This window comes from Campylobacter sp. TJR-1 (assembly GCF_032840035.1).
Taxonomy (GTDB): domain Bacteria; phylum Campylobacterota; class Campylobacteria; order Campylobacterales; family Campylobacteraceae; genus Campylobacter; species Campylobacter fetus.
Window position 1 is genome coordinate 247,993 of record NZ_JAWIZX010000002.1, and the last position, 21,180, is coordinate 269,172.

The following is a 21,180-nucleotide window of genomic DNA, read 5'->3' on the forward strand; positions in this document are numbered from 1 at the left end:
AAAAAAACTGCTCATTTTTGAGCAGTTTTAGGGTTTCCTAAATTTAAATTATCCTCTTTGTAGTTAAATCCTCCGCCAAGAGATTTATACACATCAACTACGCTAGTAGCGACGTCTAATTTTGATTGAGCTAGGCTGAGTCTTGCCGATAAAAGATTTCTTTGCGAGTCTAAAAACTCAAGATGAGTGCTATATCCATCATCATATCTGGCTTTTGATAAGTCATAAACTTTTGTTTGAGATTTTACTAAATCTTGCATGCTTTGTTCTTTTAAAACTGAGTTTTTTCTTGTATCAAGAGCGGTTCTTATCTCTCCAAATGCAGTTTTTACGGCTTTATCGTATGATAAAAAACTAGCATTTTGCTCTAAGTTTGCAAGTTCAACTCTATTTTTTGTCCTTCCAAAATCAAGCAGAGGCATCATAATACTTCCACCTACGCTCCATATATTTGCGTTATTTACAAAAAATCTATTAAACTCATCGCTACTAAATCCAAAAATTCCAGTAAGCGACAATTGAGGTAGCCAAGCCGTTCTAGCTACTCCAACTAAGAAATTTGAAGCTTTAAGTCTTTCTAATGAACTAGCTATATCTGCTCTGTGCAAAAGAACATCCGAACTTATACCGCTTGGAACTTCTGGCATAGTCGGAAGAGTGTTAGGAGAGTCTATGCTCTGATATAAAATATCATTTAAATTTTTACCTACTAACACGCTTAGAGCAGAATTTGTTTGTGCAATTTGAGTTTGGATACCTATAAGTTGAGTTTTAGCGCTGTGCACTGCTGCTTGGGCTTGATAATACGTAAGTTCATCTATAGCTCCTGCATTAAGCTCTTTTTGTCTATAGATGAGCGTTTCTTCATAGGTATTAAGAGTTTCATTGAGTATATTTTCTTGCTCTTTTAACGATATTAGCATGAAATATGTATTTGCTGTAGTACTCGCTATGCTTAACATCGCGCTATCATAGTCGTATTTTGTAGCTTTGAAGATGGCCTCGCTTGCATTTGCGCTATCCCTTACTCTGCCCCAAAGATCTATCTCGTAGCTAAGAGCCGTATTTAGGCTAAATGCGTTGTATTTTTTATTATCTTGCCCCATGTATGTTTCACCGCTTGAGCGGTTTTTGGTTGCTTCACCGTTTAGATTTATATTTGGAAATAGCTCAACGTTAGCTAAATTTAGATTGATTTTAGCTTGTTCGATATTATTTAAAGCTATCAATAAATCGCTGTTGTTTTTAAGGGCCTGAGAGATGAGAGAGTTTAGTTTTTCATCCCCAAAACTCTCCCACCATTTTTCATTGATACTATAAACATCAAATTTATACTCGTATGTTTGTTGTATCTCTATCATATCAGGTTTTAAAGAGCATCCTGCTACAAATGCTCCTATTAGTAAAATAAGTGCTGTTTTACGCATGTTCTTCTCCCGAGGTTATTTTACCACGTTTTTTGTCTAACCACAAATTGAAACTTTCTAATATATAGAAAAACAGTGGCACAAAGAAAATCGCTATCGTAGACGCCGCTATCATACCGCCTATAACTCCGGTTCCTAGTGCGTGACGAGACGCAGCTCCTGCTCCTGTGGCAACAACCATAGGCAAAACTCCAAGAGTAAATGCTAAAGAGGTCATCACGATAGGTCTAAATCTCATTCTAGCAGCGTTTATCGCGGCTTCTTTTATGGATTTTCCCGCCAAATGCTCTTGCATCGCAAACTCAACTATCAATATCGCATTTTTAGCCGCTAATCCGATAAGAAGCAAAAGTCCTATTTGAAAATATACATCATTGCTAAGTCCTCTTGTCCATGTAAAAAGAAGTGAGCCAAATACTGAAAAAGGAACCGCAGTTACGACTGCTAATGGCATAAGCCATCTTTCATATTGTGCCGCAAGTATCAAAAATACGAATATCATACCAAATACAAATGCTTGAGCACCTTTACCTGTTGACGCTACTTCTTGATACGCCGAGCCCGACCATCCTATATCGTATCCTGTTGGAAGCTCTTCTTTGATAATTTGTTCAATTGCTTTTATAGCGTCTCCTGAAGTGTATCCTGGTTTTGGTTCGCCCATGATCTTGGCTGCAGGAAATGCGTTAAATCTATCTACGTTATCTGGTCCTAAGCTTCTTTTTAATGATACTACCGAGTCTAACGGTACCATTTTGCCGTCCTGGCTTCTAACGTATAATGAACGTAAATCCTCCGGTGAGTCTCTATACTCTGACATTGATCTTATATTTACTTTAAATGTTTTACCTAGCATATTAAAGTCATTTACATAATACTGACCTATTGTGGAGCTTAAAGTATTAAATATGTCTGATATATTTATTCCCATCATCTTGATTTTTTCTTTATCAAGAGTTAGATCGTATTGAGGGAAATTTGTATCAAGCGTAGTACGAACCATATTTAAAGCCGGGTGAGCATTTGCTTTTGCTACCACTTTTTGCATATCTGCTTCTATTTGAGAGTAGTTCTTACCCTCCGTATTTTGTGCAAATAGCTCAAATCCTCCTGTTATAGATAGTCCCATGATGGGAGGCGGAGTCATAAAATACGTCATAGAGTTTCTATCTGCCATATACATCTGTTTATTATATTGAGCTGCAAACGCTGCAGTTGAGTTGGCTTCTCCTGGTCTCTCATTCCATGGTATCATACTGATAAACATTATACCCGCGTTTTCTCTAAGAGTGCCTGCCAACATATCGTATCCTGCAAGTCCGGTTACGTTTTTTACGTTTGGATTTTGAGATATAATGCTTCTTATAAACTCTGTATCTTCAGTAGTTCTACTAAGAGTCGAAGCAGGAGGTAAATTTGTTATAGCTAAAACATAACCTTTGTCTTCAGCAGGAACGAGCCCCCCTGGAACGACTTTAAATAGTTCTGCCATCATAAATATAATTATTCCCACGCATATTAAGCTCATAATGACATGTTTTAAAATTTTAGCTACTCCGGCCGTGAAAATTTTGGTTGAAAAGTCAAAGAATTCATTAAATTTACGCACAAACCAAAATGGAGGATTCTCTTTTTTGCGAAGTATCATAGCACACAAAGCAGGAGTAAGGGTTAGCGCAACAAGTCCTGATATACAAACAGATACGACTAAGGTTAGCGCAAATTGTCTTTGTATGACGCCTACAAAACCTTCCATAAAAGATACCGGTATAAAAACAGCCGAAAGTACCAAAACTATAGATATAACAGGCGCTACTATCTCGCTCATAGCTTTTATAGTCGCTTCTTTTACGGTGAGATTTGGCTCTTCATGCAATATCCGTTCTACGTTTTCTATAACGATAATAGCATCATCGACGACTATTCCTATGGCTAGTATAAGTGCGAACAATGTTATCAAATTTATAGAAAACCCCATAGCATAAAGTCCGCCAAAAGCTCCTAAAATAGATACAGGCACCGCCAACATAGGAATTATAGTAGCCCTTACGTTTCCAAGGAACATATACATAACTATAACAACTAAAATCATAGCTTCAATAAATGTTTTTATAACTTCATCTATAGATACTTTAACAAATTCAGTCGTGTCGTAGCCGACTATATATGTTAAATCTCCTGGAAAAGAGGCTTTGAGTTCATCTACTCTTTTTACGATAGCATCAGCTGTATTAAGAGCGTTTGCACCGCTTTGTAAAAACACAAGCATAGGTATCATTGTAGCGCCGTTGATTCTTCCTGCAAATGTGTAGTTTTGTGCGCCAAGCTCCACGGTTGCTACGTCTTTTAGTTTTATTATATTGCCTTTGTTGTTGGCTTTTATAATAATATTTTCAAATTCAGAAACATTTTTTAGTCTTCCTTCGGGTTTTATGGCATAAACATAAGGATTGCTTGTTTGAGTCGGCTGTTCGCCTATTTTTCCTGTAGCATACTGACTATTTTGCTCTTTTATAGAGTTTATCACGTCTGTTGTTGTTAAAGAGTATTTTTTAAGGAGATCTGGTTTTATCCAAACCCTCATAGAGTAGTCTTTGTTTCCTATAACAACAGCGTCTCCAACTCCCGGAACTCTTTTTATGGCATCAGCTACGTTGATATTTATATAATTGCTGATCTCGGTATCGCTCATTTTACCACTTGGGTCATAAAACGATAAAACATTTAGTATAGAACTGCTTCTTTCTCTAACAGTAACACCTACTCTTTTTACTTCCTCAGGGAGCAAAGACAAAGCAGGAGTTACGCGGTTGCTGACATTTACCGTTGCGGTTTGCGGATTCGTGCCGATTTTAAAATACACGCTTAGACTCATAGTTCCAGCAGAACTTGAAGTGCTTTGCATATATATCATATCTTGAACGCCGTTTATAGCATTTTCCAAAGGAGCTGCTATAGTATCGGCTATAGTCTGTGCGTCTGCACCGCTATAATTGGCTTGAACCATGATTTGAGGCGGAGTGAGCTGAGGATACTCTTCTATCGGAGAGCTTTTGAGTCCGATATAGCCGGCGATGACGATTATTATCGACAAAACGCAGGCGAATACCGGTCTGTTGATAAAAAATTTAGAAAACATTATTTGCTTCCTTTGGCATCATTTATTGCCTGAACCGGTTGTCCTATATTTATTTTTTTGAAATTATCCATTATTATTAGATCGCCGTCATTTATACCGCTTGATATAACTGCTGATGTTGAGTCTTGAGATACTATTTTTATAGGGTTTTTAGCTACTTTTCCATCTTTTAGCGTATATACAAATGGGCTGGCTAAATCTTGCAATATAGCGACTTGTGGAATTTTAAAGCCGTTTTTTTGATAAAATCCATATACATTTACGCTTGCAAATATACCTGGACGAATTTGAGTTGAGTTGTTTTCAAACATAGCTTTTGCGTTAACAGTACCGCTACCCTCGTCAATAACGTTATCTATAAAAGTAAGAGTACCGTTATAATCTCCGTTTTGCATACTCAAAGTGACGAGCGAGTTTAATTGCTCCCACTCTTTAGTGCGAGTTTTTTGAGCGATATTTAACTTATCCACATCCGATATTCCGAATTTAACAAAAATCGGATTTAGTTTAGTAAGTCTTACTAAATCGGCGTCTGATGAGCTTACGTATGAGCCGACGTCTTTTAAAGTGTCGCCTAAAACTCCAGAAAAAGGAGCCGTTACAGTAGAATAATCAAGATCGATTTTTGCAGTTTGTACGTTTGCTTTTGAGGCTAATACGCTAGCTTTTGCAGATTCATAAGCCGCTAAAGCCGCGTCATACTCTTTTTGAGAGATTGCGCTTTTTTCTTGTAATTTTTTTGCCCTATCAAAGTCAGATTCCGCGTTTTTTAAATTTGCTTGCGATACTTGTAAATTTGCAAATGCGCTATCATACGCAGCTCTGTATTTTGCTTCATCTATCTGGTATAGTTTATCTCCTTCTTTTACGCTTGCTCCGGCTTTAAAAAATTGTTTTTCTATAGTTCCTGCTACTTTTGCTTTTAAAACGACATCCATATCGCTAACTGTTTGACCATTAAATGATAAAACAATAGGAATATCACCCATTTTTGCTTGCATAACAGTTACTGGCATAGGCGGTATCTGTTGCTGGGCGGCTGATTTTTTATTATCTGAGCCTAAACATCCAGCTAGTATCAAAGATGAGGTCAGGATAACAAAATTAAAAAATTTATTCATTTATTTACCTTTCAAATTTTCATTTTTAAATTTAGTAATGATAATTACAAAATAGTTTTGAATTATACATAAAATTTATTAAACATTTGTTAAATTGTTAAATAAGTTACTTTTATGGACTTCAAGTTTTTATTTTAGTGCGGCACTCAAAAAGAACTCTACGCACTCTTTTACCCACTCTTTTTTCTCTTGTTTATTCATATTTAAGTGTCTTTTAAGTATTGCGCTTCTTACTGTAAATGGCTCTTCGAGCAAGTAGCAAAATCTAAATGCCAATAGCTCCAAATCATCGCTTTTAAATCTTGGTTTTACGGATGGTTTGCTAAAAAAATCCGTGAGTATTTGATTGACTTTTTTAACACCACTTTCGTAAAATATATCTACTATTTGTGACTTATCTTTAAATGATTCGTTCAAAATCAGCTTTTTAAGCAGCAGAGAGTCTTTTGTCCAAACTAAATTCAAAAATTCTTCACCAAATTTAAATAAAAATTTCTCCAAATCATCAGAAGAGTCAAGATAAATTTGATTCTCTACTTCTGTTAAAAACTGCCTTACTCCACGATTGATTATAGCTTTAAAAAGTCCCTCTTTACTACCGAAATACGTATAAATAGTAGAAAGAGATCCGCCGCTTTTTGAAATAATATCATTCAAGCTAGTGTTTTCAAAACCGTTTTTTAAAAATAGTTCCAGCGAGACAGATAAGATTAACTCATATCTATCTTTTGCTTTTTTACTTTTTATTTGAGAAAGTATTTCGTTACTCATTTTCTTGCTTTTGAATTGCTTTATTTATTTCGGTCATTTTTGGAAATACAAAAATCGTATCCCTTGAAACTTTAACTGTGTTTATATCGTCAACGGCGTAAGCATTTATAGTGATATCAATAGGAGTATCTTTGTTTACCTCGTCGACAAGAGTATCTTTTGTACTAAGCACTACTATTATTTTTCTTTTGCCTCCGGCTTTTAGTTTTATAGGCTCAAGAGGTCTATTTATACTGATTCTAGTGTCATTTACATCAAAATAGTACTCGTGCACTTTGTTTTGCGTATTTTGGATCAAAAACGTATATGCGTTTTGTACTTCAAATTTCGAATCTTCCACTTTTATTTTATATAATTCCGTTGTTCGGTTGATATTCAAAAGCATATGCTCCTTTTTGGTACTCATAAATATCAAAGCTATAATAGCTATAGATAAAACTACCATATAAGCTATAGTTCTAAATCTAAAATAATTTACCTTTTTTCCGGTTTGCAGAGATTTTGCACTTGTCCAATTTATAAGACTTTTTTCGCCAAATCCAGCCATAACTTTTGTACATGCGTCGCTGCATTCAAGGCAGTTTATGCATTCAAGCTGCATTCCTTGTCTTATATCTATATGGGTTGGACAGATATGTACGCAAGCATCACAGCCTATACATTTTGCATCTTTTTCAAGAGGTTTTTTACCTATTTTCGTATGACATTCATATATTTTTCCGCCGCGTTTTTCATCATATATTACTTGAACCGTATCATTGTCAAACATTACGCTTTGAACTCTTGCGTAAGGACATACGTAAATACAGAAATTTTCAGCTAAAATAATTACGTCATAAACGATAAATAGAGTAATTCCTATTAAAATTCCTATTAAAAGTTTGTGCTGAGCAGGATTTGCTAAGTAACTAAAAAAATCCTCAGGCGGCACAAAATACCATAAAAAATTGCTTGCCGCAACTAGGGATAAACATGTCCAAATGAATACAGCTATCATTTTTTTAAAATACTCGCCATCAACTTTTTTTTGCTTATCTCTAATATTTTTTCTTATTTTTAAAATTTTAGTTTGAATAAGATCTCTATATATCACCCTAAAACAGGTTTGGGGGCATGCCCAGCCGCACCATATTCTTCCGCCAAGAGTAGTTAGAAAAAATATCGTTAAAAATAAAATTATTAGTACAAACGGCATCAAATATAGCTCTTGCATATCAAATGATGTAAAGAGCAGGTGAAGTTGCTTTTTATCAAAACTAAGCAAGAAAAAGTGATTATCATTAATTCTGATAAAAGGCAAAACGAGTGCTATAATGGTGACTACTGCGTAAGCTATGTAGCGTTTTGTAGCGTATGGAGTCCAGTTCGCTAAGTATTGTTTGATATTTGCAGACATTCGTAAATCCTTTATAAATTTAACTTGGAACAATTATATAACTTATGATTTTAAAAATAGGTTAAACGTATTTTATATATTTTTTATTTATAAATCAAATTTAAGTCAAATTTAGATATAATCTCAACTTATTTTAATCTGAAAGGTGGTGAGGACTGTGCCAGGAGTAAAGGTACATCCTAATGAGTCTTTTGACGAAGCTTATAGACGTTTCAAAAAACAAACCGATCGTAACCTAGTTGTTACTGAAGTTCGTGCTAGAAGATTTTTTGAGCCTATGACTGAAATTCGTAAAAAACAAAAAATTTCAGCTCGCAAAAAAATGCTTAAAAGACTTTATATGCTTAGACGTTACGAGTCTAGACTCTAAAACCATAGCCGGAAGCTTTTCCGGCTTTTTTCTCTAAATTCTATGATCTATTTTTACTTTTAAATTTGGTAAATTTATATATAAACAATAGATATTTGGGTATGTTTTATTTTAAATTTAAATCTATCTCTTTTATCTTTTGCACTGCCTTTTTGGCAGATATCTTTGCGTTTTGGCTAAGACCTTCTTCAAAGCCAAGAACATTTTCAAGTAGCACCGAGATACCTAAAAACAGCGTTTTTGGAGTGATGGTTCTAAGATAGCTTAGCAAAACCGGAGTAGGTAAATTGTGCGTGGAGTAGATGTAATCTCTCTCGTTCTCAAGGTTAAAAAACTCTATCTTATCGTCTTTAAAGCCGCTCATCGCATCGACTACCACAATGATATCAGGAGCAAACTCTCTGATAGCGCCAAACTCGTTCTCAGGCACTTCCTGCCCGTAAAATACTCTCCAGCTAGGCATCTGTTCTTCTACTAACTCGCCCACGTATAAACCCACGGCGTCATCGCCTCGCATTTTATTGCCTATGCAAAGTAGAGATTTTTTTAGTTCTTTTTTGGTTTTGGGCATTTTTAACTCTTTTTTAGGACGATATAGCCTTCATCTAAGCTTGAAAGTATATCTCTAAATTTTGAGTTTGGAAGCTTGTCTTTTAGCACTTTTGCATGAACAGGCAAGATCTCGACTTCAAAATATTTGTTTACATTTCCGAGTTTAAATTTGACGTATTCATCACTGCTATCAAGCATTTTATTCCACTGTTCATCGTCAAATTCTGCTATCTTTTCGTTGAAATCTATCGTTCCTACGCCGTGTCCTACGCAAGTGCTAAACGTGACTATTTGTTTGTAAATTTGTGGAAGTTCGGCGTTTTCATCAACGTGGCGTTTTGTGAGTTTCCAGACTTGTATCACTTTTTATCCCAAATTTGATCTAAATTTATATGAAATTCATTTGAAGCGTTTGTGTATTTTAAATAAATTTCATTAAAAAGTACGGCTAGACACTCAGCATATCTCTGATCGTCTTGCTCTTTTATGGCTAAGCTAAGTGCGTCTTTTGCAAGAATTGGATCTTTGGGATTGACGCAAGTTTTTAGAGCGGTTATAAATTTATCATATAAGATCCTGCCGTATATATAGCTCATCAAAAACTTAGCTTTTACAAGTAGATCGCGCTCAAAAGAAGCGTTGTCAAGTAGCGATTTTTGAGTTAAATTCGGTAGTAAATCGTCGTCTTTGAAGCTCTGTTTTTCTAGCTTTTGTTCTATCAGACCGACCGCGGTTGCTAAAGCATAAATGATGCTTGCTGGATGAGGTGGGCAACCAGGCGCAAATACATCAACTGGTAAAACCTTATCGGCTCCACCCCAAACCGCGTAACTATCGTGAAATATCCCACCGCTCACTCCGCACGCACCAAAGCCAACTACTATCTTTGGATCTGGAGTGGCTTCGTAGGCTCTAAGAAGCGGATAGTACATTTGTCTAGTGATAGGTCCTGAGACTATCAGAATGTCTGCGTGGCGCGGGTTTGCTACTAGTTTAAATCCAAATCGCTCTGGATCCCAAAGCGGACTAAGAGCGGCAAATATCTCTATTTCGCAACCGTTGCAGCTTCCGCAGTCTATGCGAAATACGCTAAAACTGCGTTTGATGTTTTTAAGTAAATTTAGCTTTGAGTTTAGATCGTTTGATCTTTGTATATCATCAGGTACAACGTACATTATTTTACCGCCTTATACTCTTTGTTTGTCATCATCTCTACTATTGCATTTTTCTTGCAGCTAGGACAGATATGTAGATATTTTTTGGCTTCTTCTAGCCTTTGTTTGCTTAAAGTGCTAAGCCTTTGCTCACAAAACTGCACGAATTTTTTACTCAAAAACGCTTTACCACAAACACTGCATAGCTCACTTTCTAGCTCTCCTTCTTGGATGAGTGCTGATTTATCAAATTTAACCGTAAGTTCGTAATCATTGCTTAGCCTTATAGCCGCAGTAGGACATACCTCGTCGCAACGACCGCAAAATATACATCTACCGCAGTCGTATCGCCATTTTATGAATTTTTTCCCATCCTCCCATTTTACGCTTATCGCGTTGCTCGGGCACGCTACCCCGCAAGCCGCGCAACCTATACAGTTTGTGTAATGATACGTCGGTTTGCCTCTAAAATGCTCTTCTACTATATAAGGTTCATATGGATATTTACTTGTAACGATACCTGTTTTTTTGACTATATCGTAAATTTTCATCTTATATCCTTTGTCGGACTATCTTTTAGGCTTTGGCAGTATTTTTTAAGCTCTTTTTCGCCTATCACTTTTGACTTTCCGCTTTTTACATTTACTAAAGTCACGCGCTCGGTGCAAGAGTAGCAAGGATCTAAACTACATACTATAAGTGCGGCGTCTGCTATGGTATTTCCTTGAAGTTGATATCTTAAGCTTGACCAGTTATTATACGTAGAAGCTCTACATCTCCAGCGATATACTTTTTGAGAGTCGCCTTGCATGATCCAGTGTATATTTTCCCCGCGCGGGGCTTCGTCGTATCCTAAGCAGTAAGTTCCAGGTTGTAGTCTGTAGTTAGTATCTGTAAAAATAGCACCGCCCGGCATTATATCAAGGCACTGTTTTACTAGCCGCAAGGCTTGTTTGCAGTCGTTATATCGAACTAATTCCCTGCTTAGCACGTCACCGTCAAACTGGACGTTAGGAGTAAGCTCAAGCTCTTTGTAAAATCCGTAAGTATGATCATATCTCGTATCTCTTTTAAATCCGCTTCCGCGCACGTTTGGACCGACTGGGCTAAAGTCACGCGCCACTTGTTTATCAAGTATGCCTATACCTTTCCAGCGTCCTATTTGGCGTTTATCTTCCATGACGACTTGCCAAATTTCATCTAGTTGGGTGCCAATTTTTTCTAAGATTTCGTAAGATTGTTTTATCTCATTTAGCGTGATATCTCGTCTAACGCCGCCGATCACGATAGTACCGTATGTTTTTCTACCACCTGTTATGAGTTGAGCTAGTTCAAGCGTGTATTCGCGAACTCTAAATATATGCATAAATGCCGTATAATTTCCAGTAACTTCACAAGCCAAGCCCAAATTTAAAAGATTTGAGTGCATTCGCTCTATTTCGCTACTCATAATCCTGATAGCTTGTGCACGGCGTGGAATTTCAAGCCCTATACCTCTTTCTACTGCTTCAACGCAAGCTATAGAGTGAGCAAATCCGCATATCCCGCATACTCTTTCTGCAAGGTAGCTCATCTGGTTATAGTTTAGTCTGTTTTCGGCTAGTTTTTCCATACCTCGGTGCTGATAAAACAGTCTATAATCGGCATCTACTATGGTGTCGCCGTCGCAGTACAACCTAAAATGCCCCGGCTCATCGGCTGTTATATGAAGAGGTCCTAAAGGTATGTCCGTCACAGAGCCGTTTGGTCGCATAAACTCATAGTCTGGTTCGTCTTTTGGTTGCACCGGATCCGGGCGAAATTTATAATCCATAGCATCTTTTCTAAGCGGGTATAAATTCTCAGGCCAGTCATCGCTAAGAACGAGTCTTCTTTTATCGGGTAAGCCCTCGGCTACTAAACCAAACATATCATAAGCTTCTCTTTCATACCATACACAAGCAGGAACCAAAGGTGTAACGGAGGGATAACAAGGGTCGTTTTGGGGGATAAGGGTTTTAACCGTGATAAAGCATTTTTCGCTACTTTGTATCTCATCTATAGTTCCGTCTTCTTTGCTCATTTTCGAGCCTTCCATAGATAAAACGTAGTAAAGCGCGTAACTTTGATTTATGGTTCTTTCATCGTTTGCTACCATACTAGAAAGCCAACCGCCGATACCGTAGTATAGTTTATGAACGACTTTTGGTAGATCATTTCTATCTACTAATATCGTTATTTGATCTTCACATTGTCTGCTTGTTTTTAAAATATTAAACTCATTTTTTAAAATATCTATAAATTTATCGCCTCTCATTAGTTTCCTTTTATCATTGTGACGCTGTTTTGTACTAATATCCAAAAGTTATCAAACTGCCATATGCCAAAGCTGATTATCAAAAATGCTAATGCGATAAGCGGTAAATTTTCCCATAAACTCATTTCTGATTTAAATTTAACTTCACCTTTAACTTCACCAAAACTTGCCATAAAAAAATGTGAAAAATCGGCTATAAAGATGATAGTTAAAGCCAGCGCAAATAATACGATAGCAGCGTACTGACCGCTTAAAACAGCGGCTTTAAACGTCAAAAACTCACTTACAAAGATAGCAAAACCAGGAACTCCTACGAGTGAGCAGATAGATATGCCAAACAAAACGGTTGTGAGCGGAGCGATATGTATCATACACCCCATTTTACTCATATCGTTTGTCCCGTAAATTCTAGCAGTGTTTCCTGTGGTTAGGAATGCTAAAGCTTTTGTAAAGCTGTGAGCCGCACAGTGAAAAACGGCTGCAAAAACGCCTATTTTTCCACCGACTCCAAGAGCAAAAGCTATAACTCCCATATGTGCTACTGAATGGTAAGCGAACATTCTTTTTACATCATGTTGTCTGATAAGAAAAAACGCAGATACGAAAAGCGTTAATGTACCGCTTATCAACATTATTTGTTCGCTAAAATTACCTCCGGTTGCATTTGAAGCTATAGCGTAGTAACGCAAAAGTCCTAACATGGCGCATTTTATAACGATTCCGCTAAGCATAGCTGAAGTTGGAGCTGGACCCTGAGCGTGAGCATCAGGGAGCCAAGTATGAGTAGGCACTAAGCCCGCTTTTGTTCCAAAACCGATTAAAGCAAATATAAATATAAGTTTTAAAACATCGGGATTTAAGCTACTTGCGTGAAGTATTAAATTTGAAAACAAAATCGCATTTTTCTCATCATGTAAAGTATTTAAACTAGAAGCGTACAAAAGTATGGTCGCAAACATAGCAAATGCTAAGCCGACCGAGCAGATGATTATATATTTGTATCCGCTTTCAAGTGAGCGTTTATCACCTTTTAGCGCCACCATAAATACCGTTGCTAAAGTGGTTGCTTCAAGAGCGGCCCACATTATCGCCATATTATTGCTAATACAGCTTAGAGTCATAGCAAACGTGGTTATATGAGATAAACAGAAATTTGTTTTTATCTGTTTTAAATTTAAAGAATTTGAGTTTAACTGCCACTTAAAATAGCTAGTCGAGTATAAATTTACACAAAATCCAGTCAAACTTATAAGTACTAAAAAAACAGCTCCTAAAGAGTCTAAAAACAACATATCGTTAAATGCATATATGGCACCCAAGCTTAAAACTTTACTTATAGAACAAAGTAGTGCTAAAGATACTGCGGCGCTGCAAAGTATATGCAAAAGGTTTAAAACTTTTACATTTAAAGGAGATACAAATAAAATGAGAGCCGATACCAAAGGAAGCAGTAGAATTAAAAATAAAATATCCATAAATTAACCTTTTAAACTAGCAGCTATACTTGTATCAAGAGTGCCGTAAATTTTATAGTAAGCAAATGCTAAAATACTCATTATGATGATGGCAAAAACAGCGTCGCTAAGAATGCCAAGCTCAACTAAAGCGTGGGAATTATAAGCTGTGAGAGCTAGACTTAGATGAATACCGTTTTCAAATAAACAGTAAGATAAAATTTGCTTTACAAATGAATTTCTAAGTATAAATCCAAATATTCCTACCATAAATATAAAAATTCCTCCTATCAAAGCAGTTTCGTTTTTGATAAGTGAAAACTCCATAAATATAGGAGCTATCAGCATAGCCGATCCTATAGAAAAAGCAAATGCGATCAGCGGTGAAACCAAAAATCCGCCTACGGGCTCAACTTCGTGAGTAACCCCAAGCTTTTTTACTAGAGTAAAGAGAATGAGCGGAACTGCTATAACTTTTATAAAAAATGCGATTATCGCCCATGAAAACAGTTCATTTGCTTTGTATTCGTTTGCTAAAAACAAAAACACGCAAACTAGTGCTATAGCTTCTAAAACGTAGCTTATAATGCTTAATTTATAACTTCTAAAACCAAATACCAAAAGACTTAAAATCATCATTAAAATTATTAAAATTTCCATATCATACTCCTACTACATAGAGGATAAGAGATATAAGAGATATAAAAAGTATGCAAGCTGAGTTAAATTTCAAGCTTGAAATTATCCTAAATCTCGGTCCAAAGTTGTCCATCAAAATCGCTCCTACATAAAAAAGCCCCACTAAAATAAGATGAACAATGAGAGTTAAAAATGGGCTTGAAAAACCGATAGGAACAAACATAACTATGAAAAAGCTTATCATAGCAAACTGTTTTAGCATAAGAGCCATTTCCACTAAAGCCAGATCTTTTCCACTGTATTCGCCGATGACACCCTCTTGTACTTCTTGCTCGGCTTCTGCAAGATCAAACGGTTTTCTTCCTGTTTCAACATACATCGCCCACAAAAATGCTACACTTGCTACTGCGTAAGATGCGCTTGAGTAGCCTATTTCCGCGTTTTGTATAAGCTCTTTTATGATAGCAAGATTTGTTGTTTTTGCAAGCATTGCTATCACTACTAAACAAATTATCATTATAGGCTCTATATAGATAGCTATAAGACTCTCTCTGCTAGCTCCTACTGCTGCGTAAGGATTTGCACTATCTAAGCTTGCGACTCCAAAGATAAATCTAAAAAGCGCAACTAGATAAACCACGACTATGATATCGCTAACTGCTCCGGCGTTTGCTGATCCGCTATAAGTTATAGGTATCATCATCACAAGCATAGCACAAACGCTAAAAAGCATATACGGACTAAATTTAAAAAACCAATGCACGCAGTTTGGAGCCGTGCGAGAACGTTTTAAAAGTTTAAATATATCATAGTACGTCTGTAATATCGGTGAACCTTTGCGACTTTGAATTTTACCACGCAGATTTCTAGCTATACCATCAAACAACGGAGTAAGCGCCAATGCAACAAAAAGTTGTAAAATCATTAGTAAAACAGCTTCCATTTAAGCCCCCAAAAAGTAAAATCCAACTACTAGCATAGCATAGAGATAAACTAGTATATATACAACATAAAAGCTACTTCTTCCGTTTTGAAAAGCACCTATTTTATCAGCTATAAGCATATTAAACTTGATAATCGGCTCGTATAAAATCTTCCACCAAACATCTTCAGTGCCGGTTTTATAATCTACATTACTAAAGTAATTTTGCTGCTTAGTTTCTGTTTTAAATTTGATAACTTTGCTAATAAGTCTTTTAAAATCCCCGACAAACGAATTTGAGTTCATGCTCATTTGCGGACTAAATTTAAATCCGCAAGCCCAAGGTTCGCTTGCTCTGACTTTGCTCATATTTGCTCCAAATAGTCCAAAAAGCAGAAACGGAAGTGCTAAAGCAAACATAAGTAAAATCATTATAGCAGGCATTGAAATAACATTTATGTTCATGCTATACATGGTTTGAGGTACTAAATATAAAACTACGTTTCCTAAGAATAGAATTATATTATTTGCAAAAACAGCAAAATAAATAGAACTAAAAGCTAGTATAAACATGCCAAATGGCATAAAGAATGATTTTTCACAAGCTCTGTTATGTATGTTCTCATCTTTTGGTGTCCCGGCAAATATAACTCCGTAAAGTTTGATAAAAGCATAAACTACCATAGCTCCAGTAAGTGCTAAACATATGATAGCAAGAGCAAAAATCAGTCTTGAAGCTATACTATCATCAAGCGCTCCCATAAACATAGATCTATAAATAAACCATTCGCTGATAAATCCATTTAGCGGAGGAAGAGCGGATATACTAATGGCTCCTATTAGAAAAAATAGCGCAGTAAAAGGCATTTTTCTAGCAAGCCCTCCAAGAGAGTTCATATTTTTTGTTCTAGTGACGCTATATATGCTTCCTGAACCTAAAAATAGCAATGATTTAAATGTTGAGTGATTAAGCACGTGAAATAAAGCTCCTATGAACCCAAGCAAAACTAGAGTCGGCTCAGCTATGCTAATACCGTAAAACCCAACTCCAACTCCAAGCATAATAATACCTAAGTTTTCAACTGAGCTATATGATATTAATTTTATATAATCATTTTGTATCAAAGCGTAAGTTATACCAATCAGCGCGCTAATGGCTCCTAATGCTACAACACTAAGAGCAAATCCAGAAGTTATAGGCAAAATAACGCTAAATTGAATAATTCCGAATATTGCCATTTTAGACATAATACCGCTTAACATTCCTGCTACGTTTGATGGAGCCAACGGATAAACAAGCGGTGCCCATACGTGAAACGGAAACATTCCGATTTTGCTGCCAAATCCTATTAAGAGCAGAATAAGAATACAAGTAGCGACTGTTGGATCTATATCTAGTTTGCTCCATTGTATAAATGAGAAGCTTCCGGCAAAGTATGAGATAAAAAGAAGCGCTATAAGTATGCAAAATGCTCCTATTTGTGCTATGCTAAGATATATCATCACTGTTTTATTGCTATGTTTTTCATCATTAAATTTAAGCAAAAGAGCAGATATTAAAGTCATAATTTCCCATAAAACAATGAAACTAAAAACATCTGAGCTAGAAACTACAAGCAGCATAGAAAGGATAAAAAAGTTAAATAAAGCTGCAAAAACAGCAAGATTTCCCCTGTCTTTAAACTCTTTTATATATCCTATTGTATATATGCAGATACCAATTGCTATAAAAGTTATGATAAAACTAAAAAATCCGCTAAGCGGAGTTATAATAAAATGTGGAGAAAATAAGAAATTTCCTGCTAATTTAAAACCGTAAGTTGAATTGATATTTTTTATAAAATATATCGTGCTAAATATGGATATTATGCAAGGTATCGCAAGTCCAATATAAAGAGCGATTTTCGGCACTCTATAAAGAACTAAGCATATAATTCCTACCAAAAAGAACGACGTATAAATTATTTCAAGCATCTGCTTCTCCTTGCTGCACTTCCCCGGTCTCTTTTAGAGGTTTGTTTTTTTGCGCTATTATGATTTGCGGCGGCGGGCAATCTAGAATTTTAGATATAAAATTTGACATATTATCACCGTCTTTTAGTTTTTTACCGTATTTGTGTTTATTTGTTATAGGATCAAGCATTACTAAAGCGCCTTTTGGACAGACTTCTACGCAAGCGCTTCCTTCATTTCTGCCATCGCAGATATCGCATTTTATCGCTACGCTCATAAAGCCGTCGCCGCACACGTCCATTTCATCTAAATTTGATCCATTTGAGGGGATCTCTAAGCTATCAAGATGAATCGCGCCATATGGGCAAGCATTTACGCATAAAGCGCAGCCTATGCAAAGTTGCTCATGCATTTCTACATATCCATTTTCGTTGCGTAAAGCCGAGCTTGGACATACTAGTGCGCAAGGCGCGTCGTCGCACTGATGGCATTGATTTGGCATAACTCCGTTTGTCATTTTTATAACGTCAAGCCTTGGTTTTGCTAGTTTTCCGCGTTTATAAGCCTCTTTACCGCATGCTTTCATACAGGCTTTACAGCCTATGCAAAGCTCAGGATTACAGATTACAAATTTATGTTTTTTACTCAAATTAACCCCATTTTTGTTATTTTTTATTTTAAATTTATATAACGCAACGCGTATCTTTTAATAGTAAGTTATATATTTTTTATTTTAATTGTATAATTTTAAAACTTAATTTAAAATTTATATTTTCTACATTTTTGTACCAAAATATATTATAAATTTAGGTTATGGTGATATTTATAGCGAGCTTTTTGGTTTGTGTTATTATAATAATAAAATATCTAGTAACGACGCGATTACGTATAAAAGCTGTTGAGCATAGTTGAAATAAAGCAAATTTTTTATAAATTCTTATAATATTTTGCGACTTTGGCACTTGAATTTACTAAAAAAATTATCTACTAATATGCTACTTTTAGTAACAAATTTAAATGTTGCTCAGACATCTATAAACTAACAATATTTATATTTTATTACATTATTATATAAAAAATAATTTAAAATTATTAAAATATATAAAATTTAAAAGATTACTTTTTGGAAATTATTTTTATTTAAAATTACGTTAAATTTCTTACAAAGGGGATAATATGAAAAGTTTTGTGATTTTATCTGCTGTGGCAGCGTTGGCTCTTAGTTTGAGTGCTAGTAGTGTAACATTAGATGGCAATAGTGTAACGTCTCGCGATATAGTAGATATAGCAAACGGGGCAAAGGTAGGCATTGATCAAAATGCTTTTTCAAAAGTAAAAAAAGCACACGAAATTTTGCTTAACGCGGCAAAAGATGGCCAAAAAATTTATGGACTAACAGTCGGCGTCGGTCTTAATAAAGATAAAAATTTCGTTGATGCAAAGGGAAATTTAGATCCAGAAGTCATCAAAGCATCAACGGATTTTAATATAGGTCTTATACACGCTCATTGCGGCGGTGTCGGCGAGATCTACCGCTTCAAACGGTAAGAGCGATCCTTGCAACTAGACTTAATAATATGCTTTTTGCCGGAGCTGGTGTTCAAGAAGAGGTCGTGCATCTTTATCAGGAGTTTTTAAATCAAGACATACTTCCTGTTATGCCAAGTAGTGGTTCAATGGGAGAAGCCGATATCACTATACTCGGACACATCGGTCTTGCGATGTTGGGAGAGGGCAAGGTCTATTATAAAGGTGTAAAAATGGACGCTGGTGAGGCTTTGCAAAAAGCAGGGCTTAAAAAACTATCACCTTTTGGTAAAGATAGTCTATCTATAGTAAGTTCAAACGCTTACTCAGCAGCGCTTGCAAATCTTGCGCTTGAAGATTTTAAGCAAGCATTTGAAGTTTCAAAAACAGTATTTGCACTCAGTTTAGAGGCTTTAAACGGTAATGTTGCTCCATTTTTACCAGAAGCTACTAGTTTAAGACCTTATCCAAGCTTTGTTTCAACTGCAAAAGAGATAAGGGAGATCTTAAAAGGTAGCTATTTGTGGGAACAAAACGGTGAGAGAGCTTTGCAAGATCCGCTTAGTTATAGAGACGCTACGTATTTGTTTGCTGCACTTAAAAGCAGTATTGACGAATTAGAAAAACTAATGAAAATTCAGCTAAATTCTTCAGACGATAATCCGGGAATTTACATAGGAAAAAGTCCAAAAGATGCTAGTTTTCAAGAAAATAAACTATTTACAAGCGGCGGTGCAGTTGTTCCTACATCAAATTTCGAGCCGTTACTTTGGGTAGTTGAGTTTGAAAAAGCATCTATAGTTTTAGCTCATAACTCAAAAGCTTCATCGCATAGAACTATAAAATTATCAGACGATAATTTCACCCATCTTAGCAGATTTTTAGGCACCGATAAAACTATCCATGCTTTTGGAGCTATGCAAAAACCTTTTGTGTCATTAGCGGGTGAAAATGAATTTCTAGCAAATCCTGCTTCGCTTGATTACTCTCCCGTAGCAGGAAATATAGAAGATGTTGCGACAAATGCACCGTTTGTAGTTCAAAAGTTCCAAAAACAGATAGATAACTTTTATCATATTTTAGGTATGGAACTCATCCACGCAGCCCAAGCTATCGATCTAAGAAAACAAAAAGATCCAAATTTAAAATTATCAAAATCTACACAAAAATTATATGACGAGTATAGAAAAGTTGTTGAGTTTATGAATATAGATAGACCTTTAAGCGATGATTTCAAAAATTCGGCGAAATTTTTGAAAAATTATAAATAAAAGGGTATCGCTATGAAAAAAAGTACATTTTTGCTTATTTCAATGATCGCTAGTATGGCTTTGGCTAATAGCGATACGTTGCAAAGTGCGCTTAAAGACGGTAAATTTAGCGGAGATATCTCCGCTTTTTCAGAAACTCGTCATATAAATGAAGGTCAAAAAAGCGTTTATTATAATAATACATCGTATATCATAGGTTCTGTTGGCTTAAAATACGAAAGTGATTTTTATAAAAATTTTAAATTCGTAACAGGCTTTAGAGGTACGGCTCCTCTATACGAAAAAGATAAAAATTATAAAACATTACACGGTACCGGAGATTCCACAGAGAGAATTTACGAAGACGATAGGATGATGTTATCAAATTTGTATTTAGAATACAACGCGTATGATACGTCAGTTAAAGTAGGTCGTCAAGAGATGATAACTGACTGGGTCGGTAAGATAAATGACGGAGTTAGAGTGACAAATAACTCTATCGAAAATTTGACTTTGGACGCTATTTGGACACGCGCTCAAGGTAGAGTTTATATGAAAGAGATGTGGGGCTTTAAAAGTATAAATAAAGATAACGGCGGACTTTTTAACCTCGGCGGAACTTATAAATTTGATAACGGGCTTGGATTTAAAGCGTACGGTTTGTACGCAGATGAGGTATTTTCAGCTCTTGGCGCAAAGATAATCTATGATGGACAAGTAAGCGATGAGCTTGGTGTCGGTGGTACCATTCACTACGCCCAAAGCGACGAAGATAAAAACAAAGACGATGGTAGCGTTTTTGAAGGATTACTCTATGCTAAATACTTAGATACAAAACTTACTTTAGGATATGTGAAATCAGGTAAAGAGATCGGCTGGGGGAGTTTAAATACGGCTGGAGATCAAATCGTTCAATTTGAAGAAGGCGATGTAATGTACGAAAGAGACGTTAAGACGTTTTATGCGATGTTATCAACAAGCATAGCAGATTTTTCGGTAACTGGTATATTTGGTACGACGGAGTATAAACTTAAGGGCGGCGATGATACGAATTATAGACAAAATGAATTTAGCGCATGGCTTAGTTATCCTATAATGAAAAATTTACAAGGACTTTTGATATATGATCAAGTATTTAAAGCTCAAGCGGGATATCCTAGTTTGACTCAAGTCGGCGTCGGGCTGATTTATAGTTTTTAAGGAGATTAA

Annotated in this window: 17 protein-coding genes and 1 pseudogene; 3 read left to right on the forward strand and 15 right to left on the reverse strand. The window is 35.9% G+C overall.

Annotation, left to right across the window (positions count from 1 at the left end; translation table 11 throughout):
- Window positions 1-11 precede the first annotated feature (11 nt).
- The 5 genes from RVY88_RS03225 to ccoG all read right to left on the reverse strand — a co-directional run bounded on the left by RVY88_RS03225 (window position 12) and on the right by ccoG (window position 7,854).
- The gene (locus RVY88_RS03225; RefSeq protein WP_002848112.1) at window positions 12-1,427 is read right to left on the reverse strand and encodes an efflux transporter outer membrane subunit; all 1,416 of its coding nucleotides are present in this window, start codon (window positions 1,425-1,427) and stop codon (window positions 12-14) included.
- On the reverse strand, window positions 1,420-4,566 hold the full coding sequence (locus tag RVY88_RS03230) for an efflux RND transporter permease subunit (protein WP_162167260.1): 3,147 nt from the start codon (window positions 4,564-4,566) through the stop codon (window positions 1,420-1,422). Before RVY88_RS03230 ends, RVY88_RS03225 begins: the two co-directional genes overlap by 8 nt.
- Window positions 4,566-5,687 carry an efflux RND transporter periplasmic adaptor subunit gene (locus RVY88_RS03235; RefSeq protein ID WP_002848114.1) on the reverse strand — a complete coding sequence of 374 codons (1,122 nt, stop codon included), beginning with the start codon at window positions 5,685-5,687 and terminating at the stop codon, window positions 4,566-4,568. The genes RVY88_RS03230 and RVY88_RS03235 overlap by 1 nt, the downstream gene beginning before the upstream one ends.
- A 129-nt stretch (window positions 5,688-5,816) precedes the next feature.
- Window positions 5,817-6,458 carry a TetR/AcrR family transcriptional regulator gene (locus tag RVY88_RS03240; RefSeq protein ID WP_317051260.1) on the reverse strand — a complete coding sequence of 214 codons (642 nt, stop codon included), beginning with the start codon at window positions 6,456-6,458 and terminating at the stop codon, window positions 5,817-5,819.
- Window positions 6,451-7,854 (reverse strand): cytochrome c oxidase accessory protein CcoG, encoded by a 1,404-nt coding sequence (gene ccoG, locus RVY88_RS03245; protein WP_011731704.1) that lies wholly within the window; start codon window positions 7,852-7,854, stop codon window positions 6,451-6,453. Before ccoG ends, RVY88_RS03240 begins: the two co-directional genes overlap by 8 nt.
- Window positions 7,855-8,011: 157 nt before the next feature.
- Between ccoG and rpsU the strand changes: the two genes are divergently transcribed.
- The gene (gene rpsU / locus RVY88_RS03250) at window positions 8,012-8,224 is read left to right on the forward strand and encodes a 30S ribosomal protein S21 (RefSeq protein ID WP_002848116.1); all 213 of its coding nucleotides are present in this window, start codon (window positions 8,012-8,014) and stop codon (window positions 8,222-8,224) included.
- Between the two features lie 106 nt (window positions 8,225-8,330).
- Here the strand turns inward: rpsU and RVY88_RS03255 are convergent, their stop codons facing one another.
- Genes RVY88_RS03255 through RVY88_RS03300 form a run of 10 tightly spaced genes read right to left on the reverse strand, consistent with a single transcriptional unit; the run spans window position 8,331 to window position 17,843 of the window.
- Window positions 8,331-8,795, reverse strand: a complete 465-nt coding sequence (locus RVY88_RS03255; protein WP_162167258.1) for a hydrogenase 3 maturation endopeptidase HyCI — start codon at window positions 8,793-8,795, stop codon at window positions 8,331-8,333.
- 2 nt (window positions 8,796-8,797) lie between these two features.
- On the reverse strand, window positions 8,798-9,139 hold the full coding sequence (locus RVY88_RS03260; protein WP_002848118.1) for a formate hydrogenlyase maturation HycH family protein: 342 nt from the start codon (window positions 9,137-9,139) through the stop codon (window positions 8,798-8,800).
- Window positions 9,136-9,951, reverse strand: a complete 816-nt coding sequence (locus RVY88_RS03265) for an NADH-quinone oxidoreductase subunit B family protein (RefSeq protein ID WP_162167257.1) — start codon at window positions 9,949-9,951, stop codon at window positions 9,136-9,138. Before RVY88_RS03265 ends, RVY88_RS03260 begins: the two co-directional genes overlap by 4 nt.
- A complete protein-coding gene (locus tag RVY88_RS03270; RefSeq protein WP_065844696.1) occupies window positions 9,951-10,481 on the reverse strand; it encodes a formate hydrogenlyase complex iron-sulfur subunit in 531 nt (176 codons plus the stop codon). The genes RVY88_RS03265 and RVY88_RS03270 overlap by 1 nt, the downstream gene beginning before the upstream one ends.
- On the reverse strand, window positions 10,478-12,226 hold the full coding sequence (locus tag RVY88_RS03275) for an NADH-quinone oxidoreductase subunit C (RefSeq protein ID WP_162167256.1): 1,749 nt from the start codon (window positions 12,224-12,226) through the stop codon (window positions 10,478-10,480). The genes RVY88_RS03270 and RVY88_RS03275 overlap by 4 nt, the downstream gene beginning before the upstream one ends.
- Window positions 12,226-13,701 (reverse strand): proton-conducting transporter membrane subunit, encoded by a 1,476-nt coding sequence (locus RVY88_RS03280; protein ID WP_002848122.1) that lies wholly within the window; start codon window positions 13,699-13,701, stop codon window positions 12,226-12,228. Before RVY88_RS03280 ends, RVY88_RS03275 begins: the two co-directional genes overlap by 1 nt.
- Before the next feature lie 3 nt (window positions 13,702-13,704).
- Entirely contained in the window at window positions 13,705-14,340 is a 636-nt protein-coding gene (gene hyfE / locus RVY88_RS03285) for a hydrogenase 4 membrane subunit (protein ID WP_011731707.1), read from the reverse strand.
- Window position 14,341: 1 nt separating this feature from the next.
- Complete coding sequence (locus RVY88_RS03290; RefSeq protein WP_162167255.1) at window positions 14,342-15,262, reverse strand: respiratory chain complex I subunit 1 family protein; 921 nt, start codon at window positions 15,260-15,262, stop codon at window positions 14,342-14,344.
- On the reverse strand, window positions 15,263-17,215 hold the full coding sequence (locus RVY88_RS03295) for a proton-conducting transporter membrane subunit (protein WP_162167254.1): 1,953 nt from the start codon (window positions 17,213-17,215) through the stop codon (window positions 15,263-15,265). It lies immediately after the preceding gene.
- The gene (locus RVY88_RS03300; protein WP_162167253.1) at window positions 17,208-17,843 is read right to left on the reverse strand and encodes a 4Fe-4S dicluster domain-containing protein; all 636 of its coding nucleotides are present in this window, start codon (window positions 17,841-17,843) and stop codon (window positions 17,208-17,210) included. The genes RVY88_RS03295 and RVY88_RS03300 overlap by 8 nt, the downstream gene beginning before the upstream one ends.
- A 527-nt stretch (window positions 17,844-18,370) precedes the next feature.
- Here RVY88_RS03300 and hutH point away from each other — a divergent pair.
- Together hutH and RVY88_RS03310 are read left to right on the forward strand one after the other, a co-directional pair.
- Window positions 18,371-19,992, forward strand: a pseudogene (hutH, locus tag RVY88_RS03305) (HAL/PAL/TAL family ammonia-lyase).
- Window positions 19,993-20,004: 12 nt separating this feature from the next.
- Complete coding sequence (locus RVY88_RS03310; RefSeq protein WP_002848128.1) at window positions 20,005-21,171, forward strand: Opr family porin; 1,167 nt, start codon at window positions 20,005-20,007, stop codon at window positions 21,169-21,171.
- Window positions 21,172-21,180 lie beyond the last annotated feature (9 nt).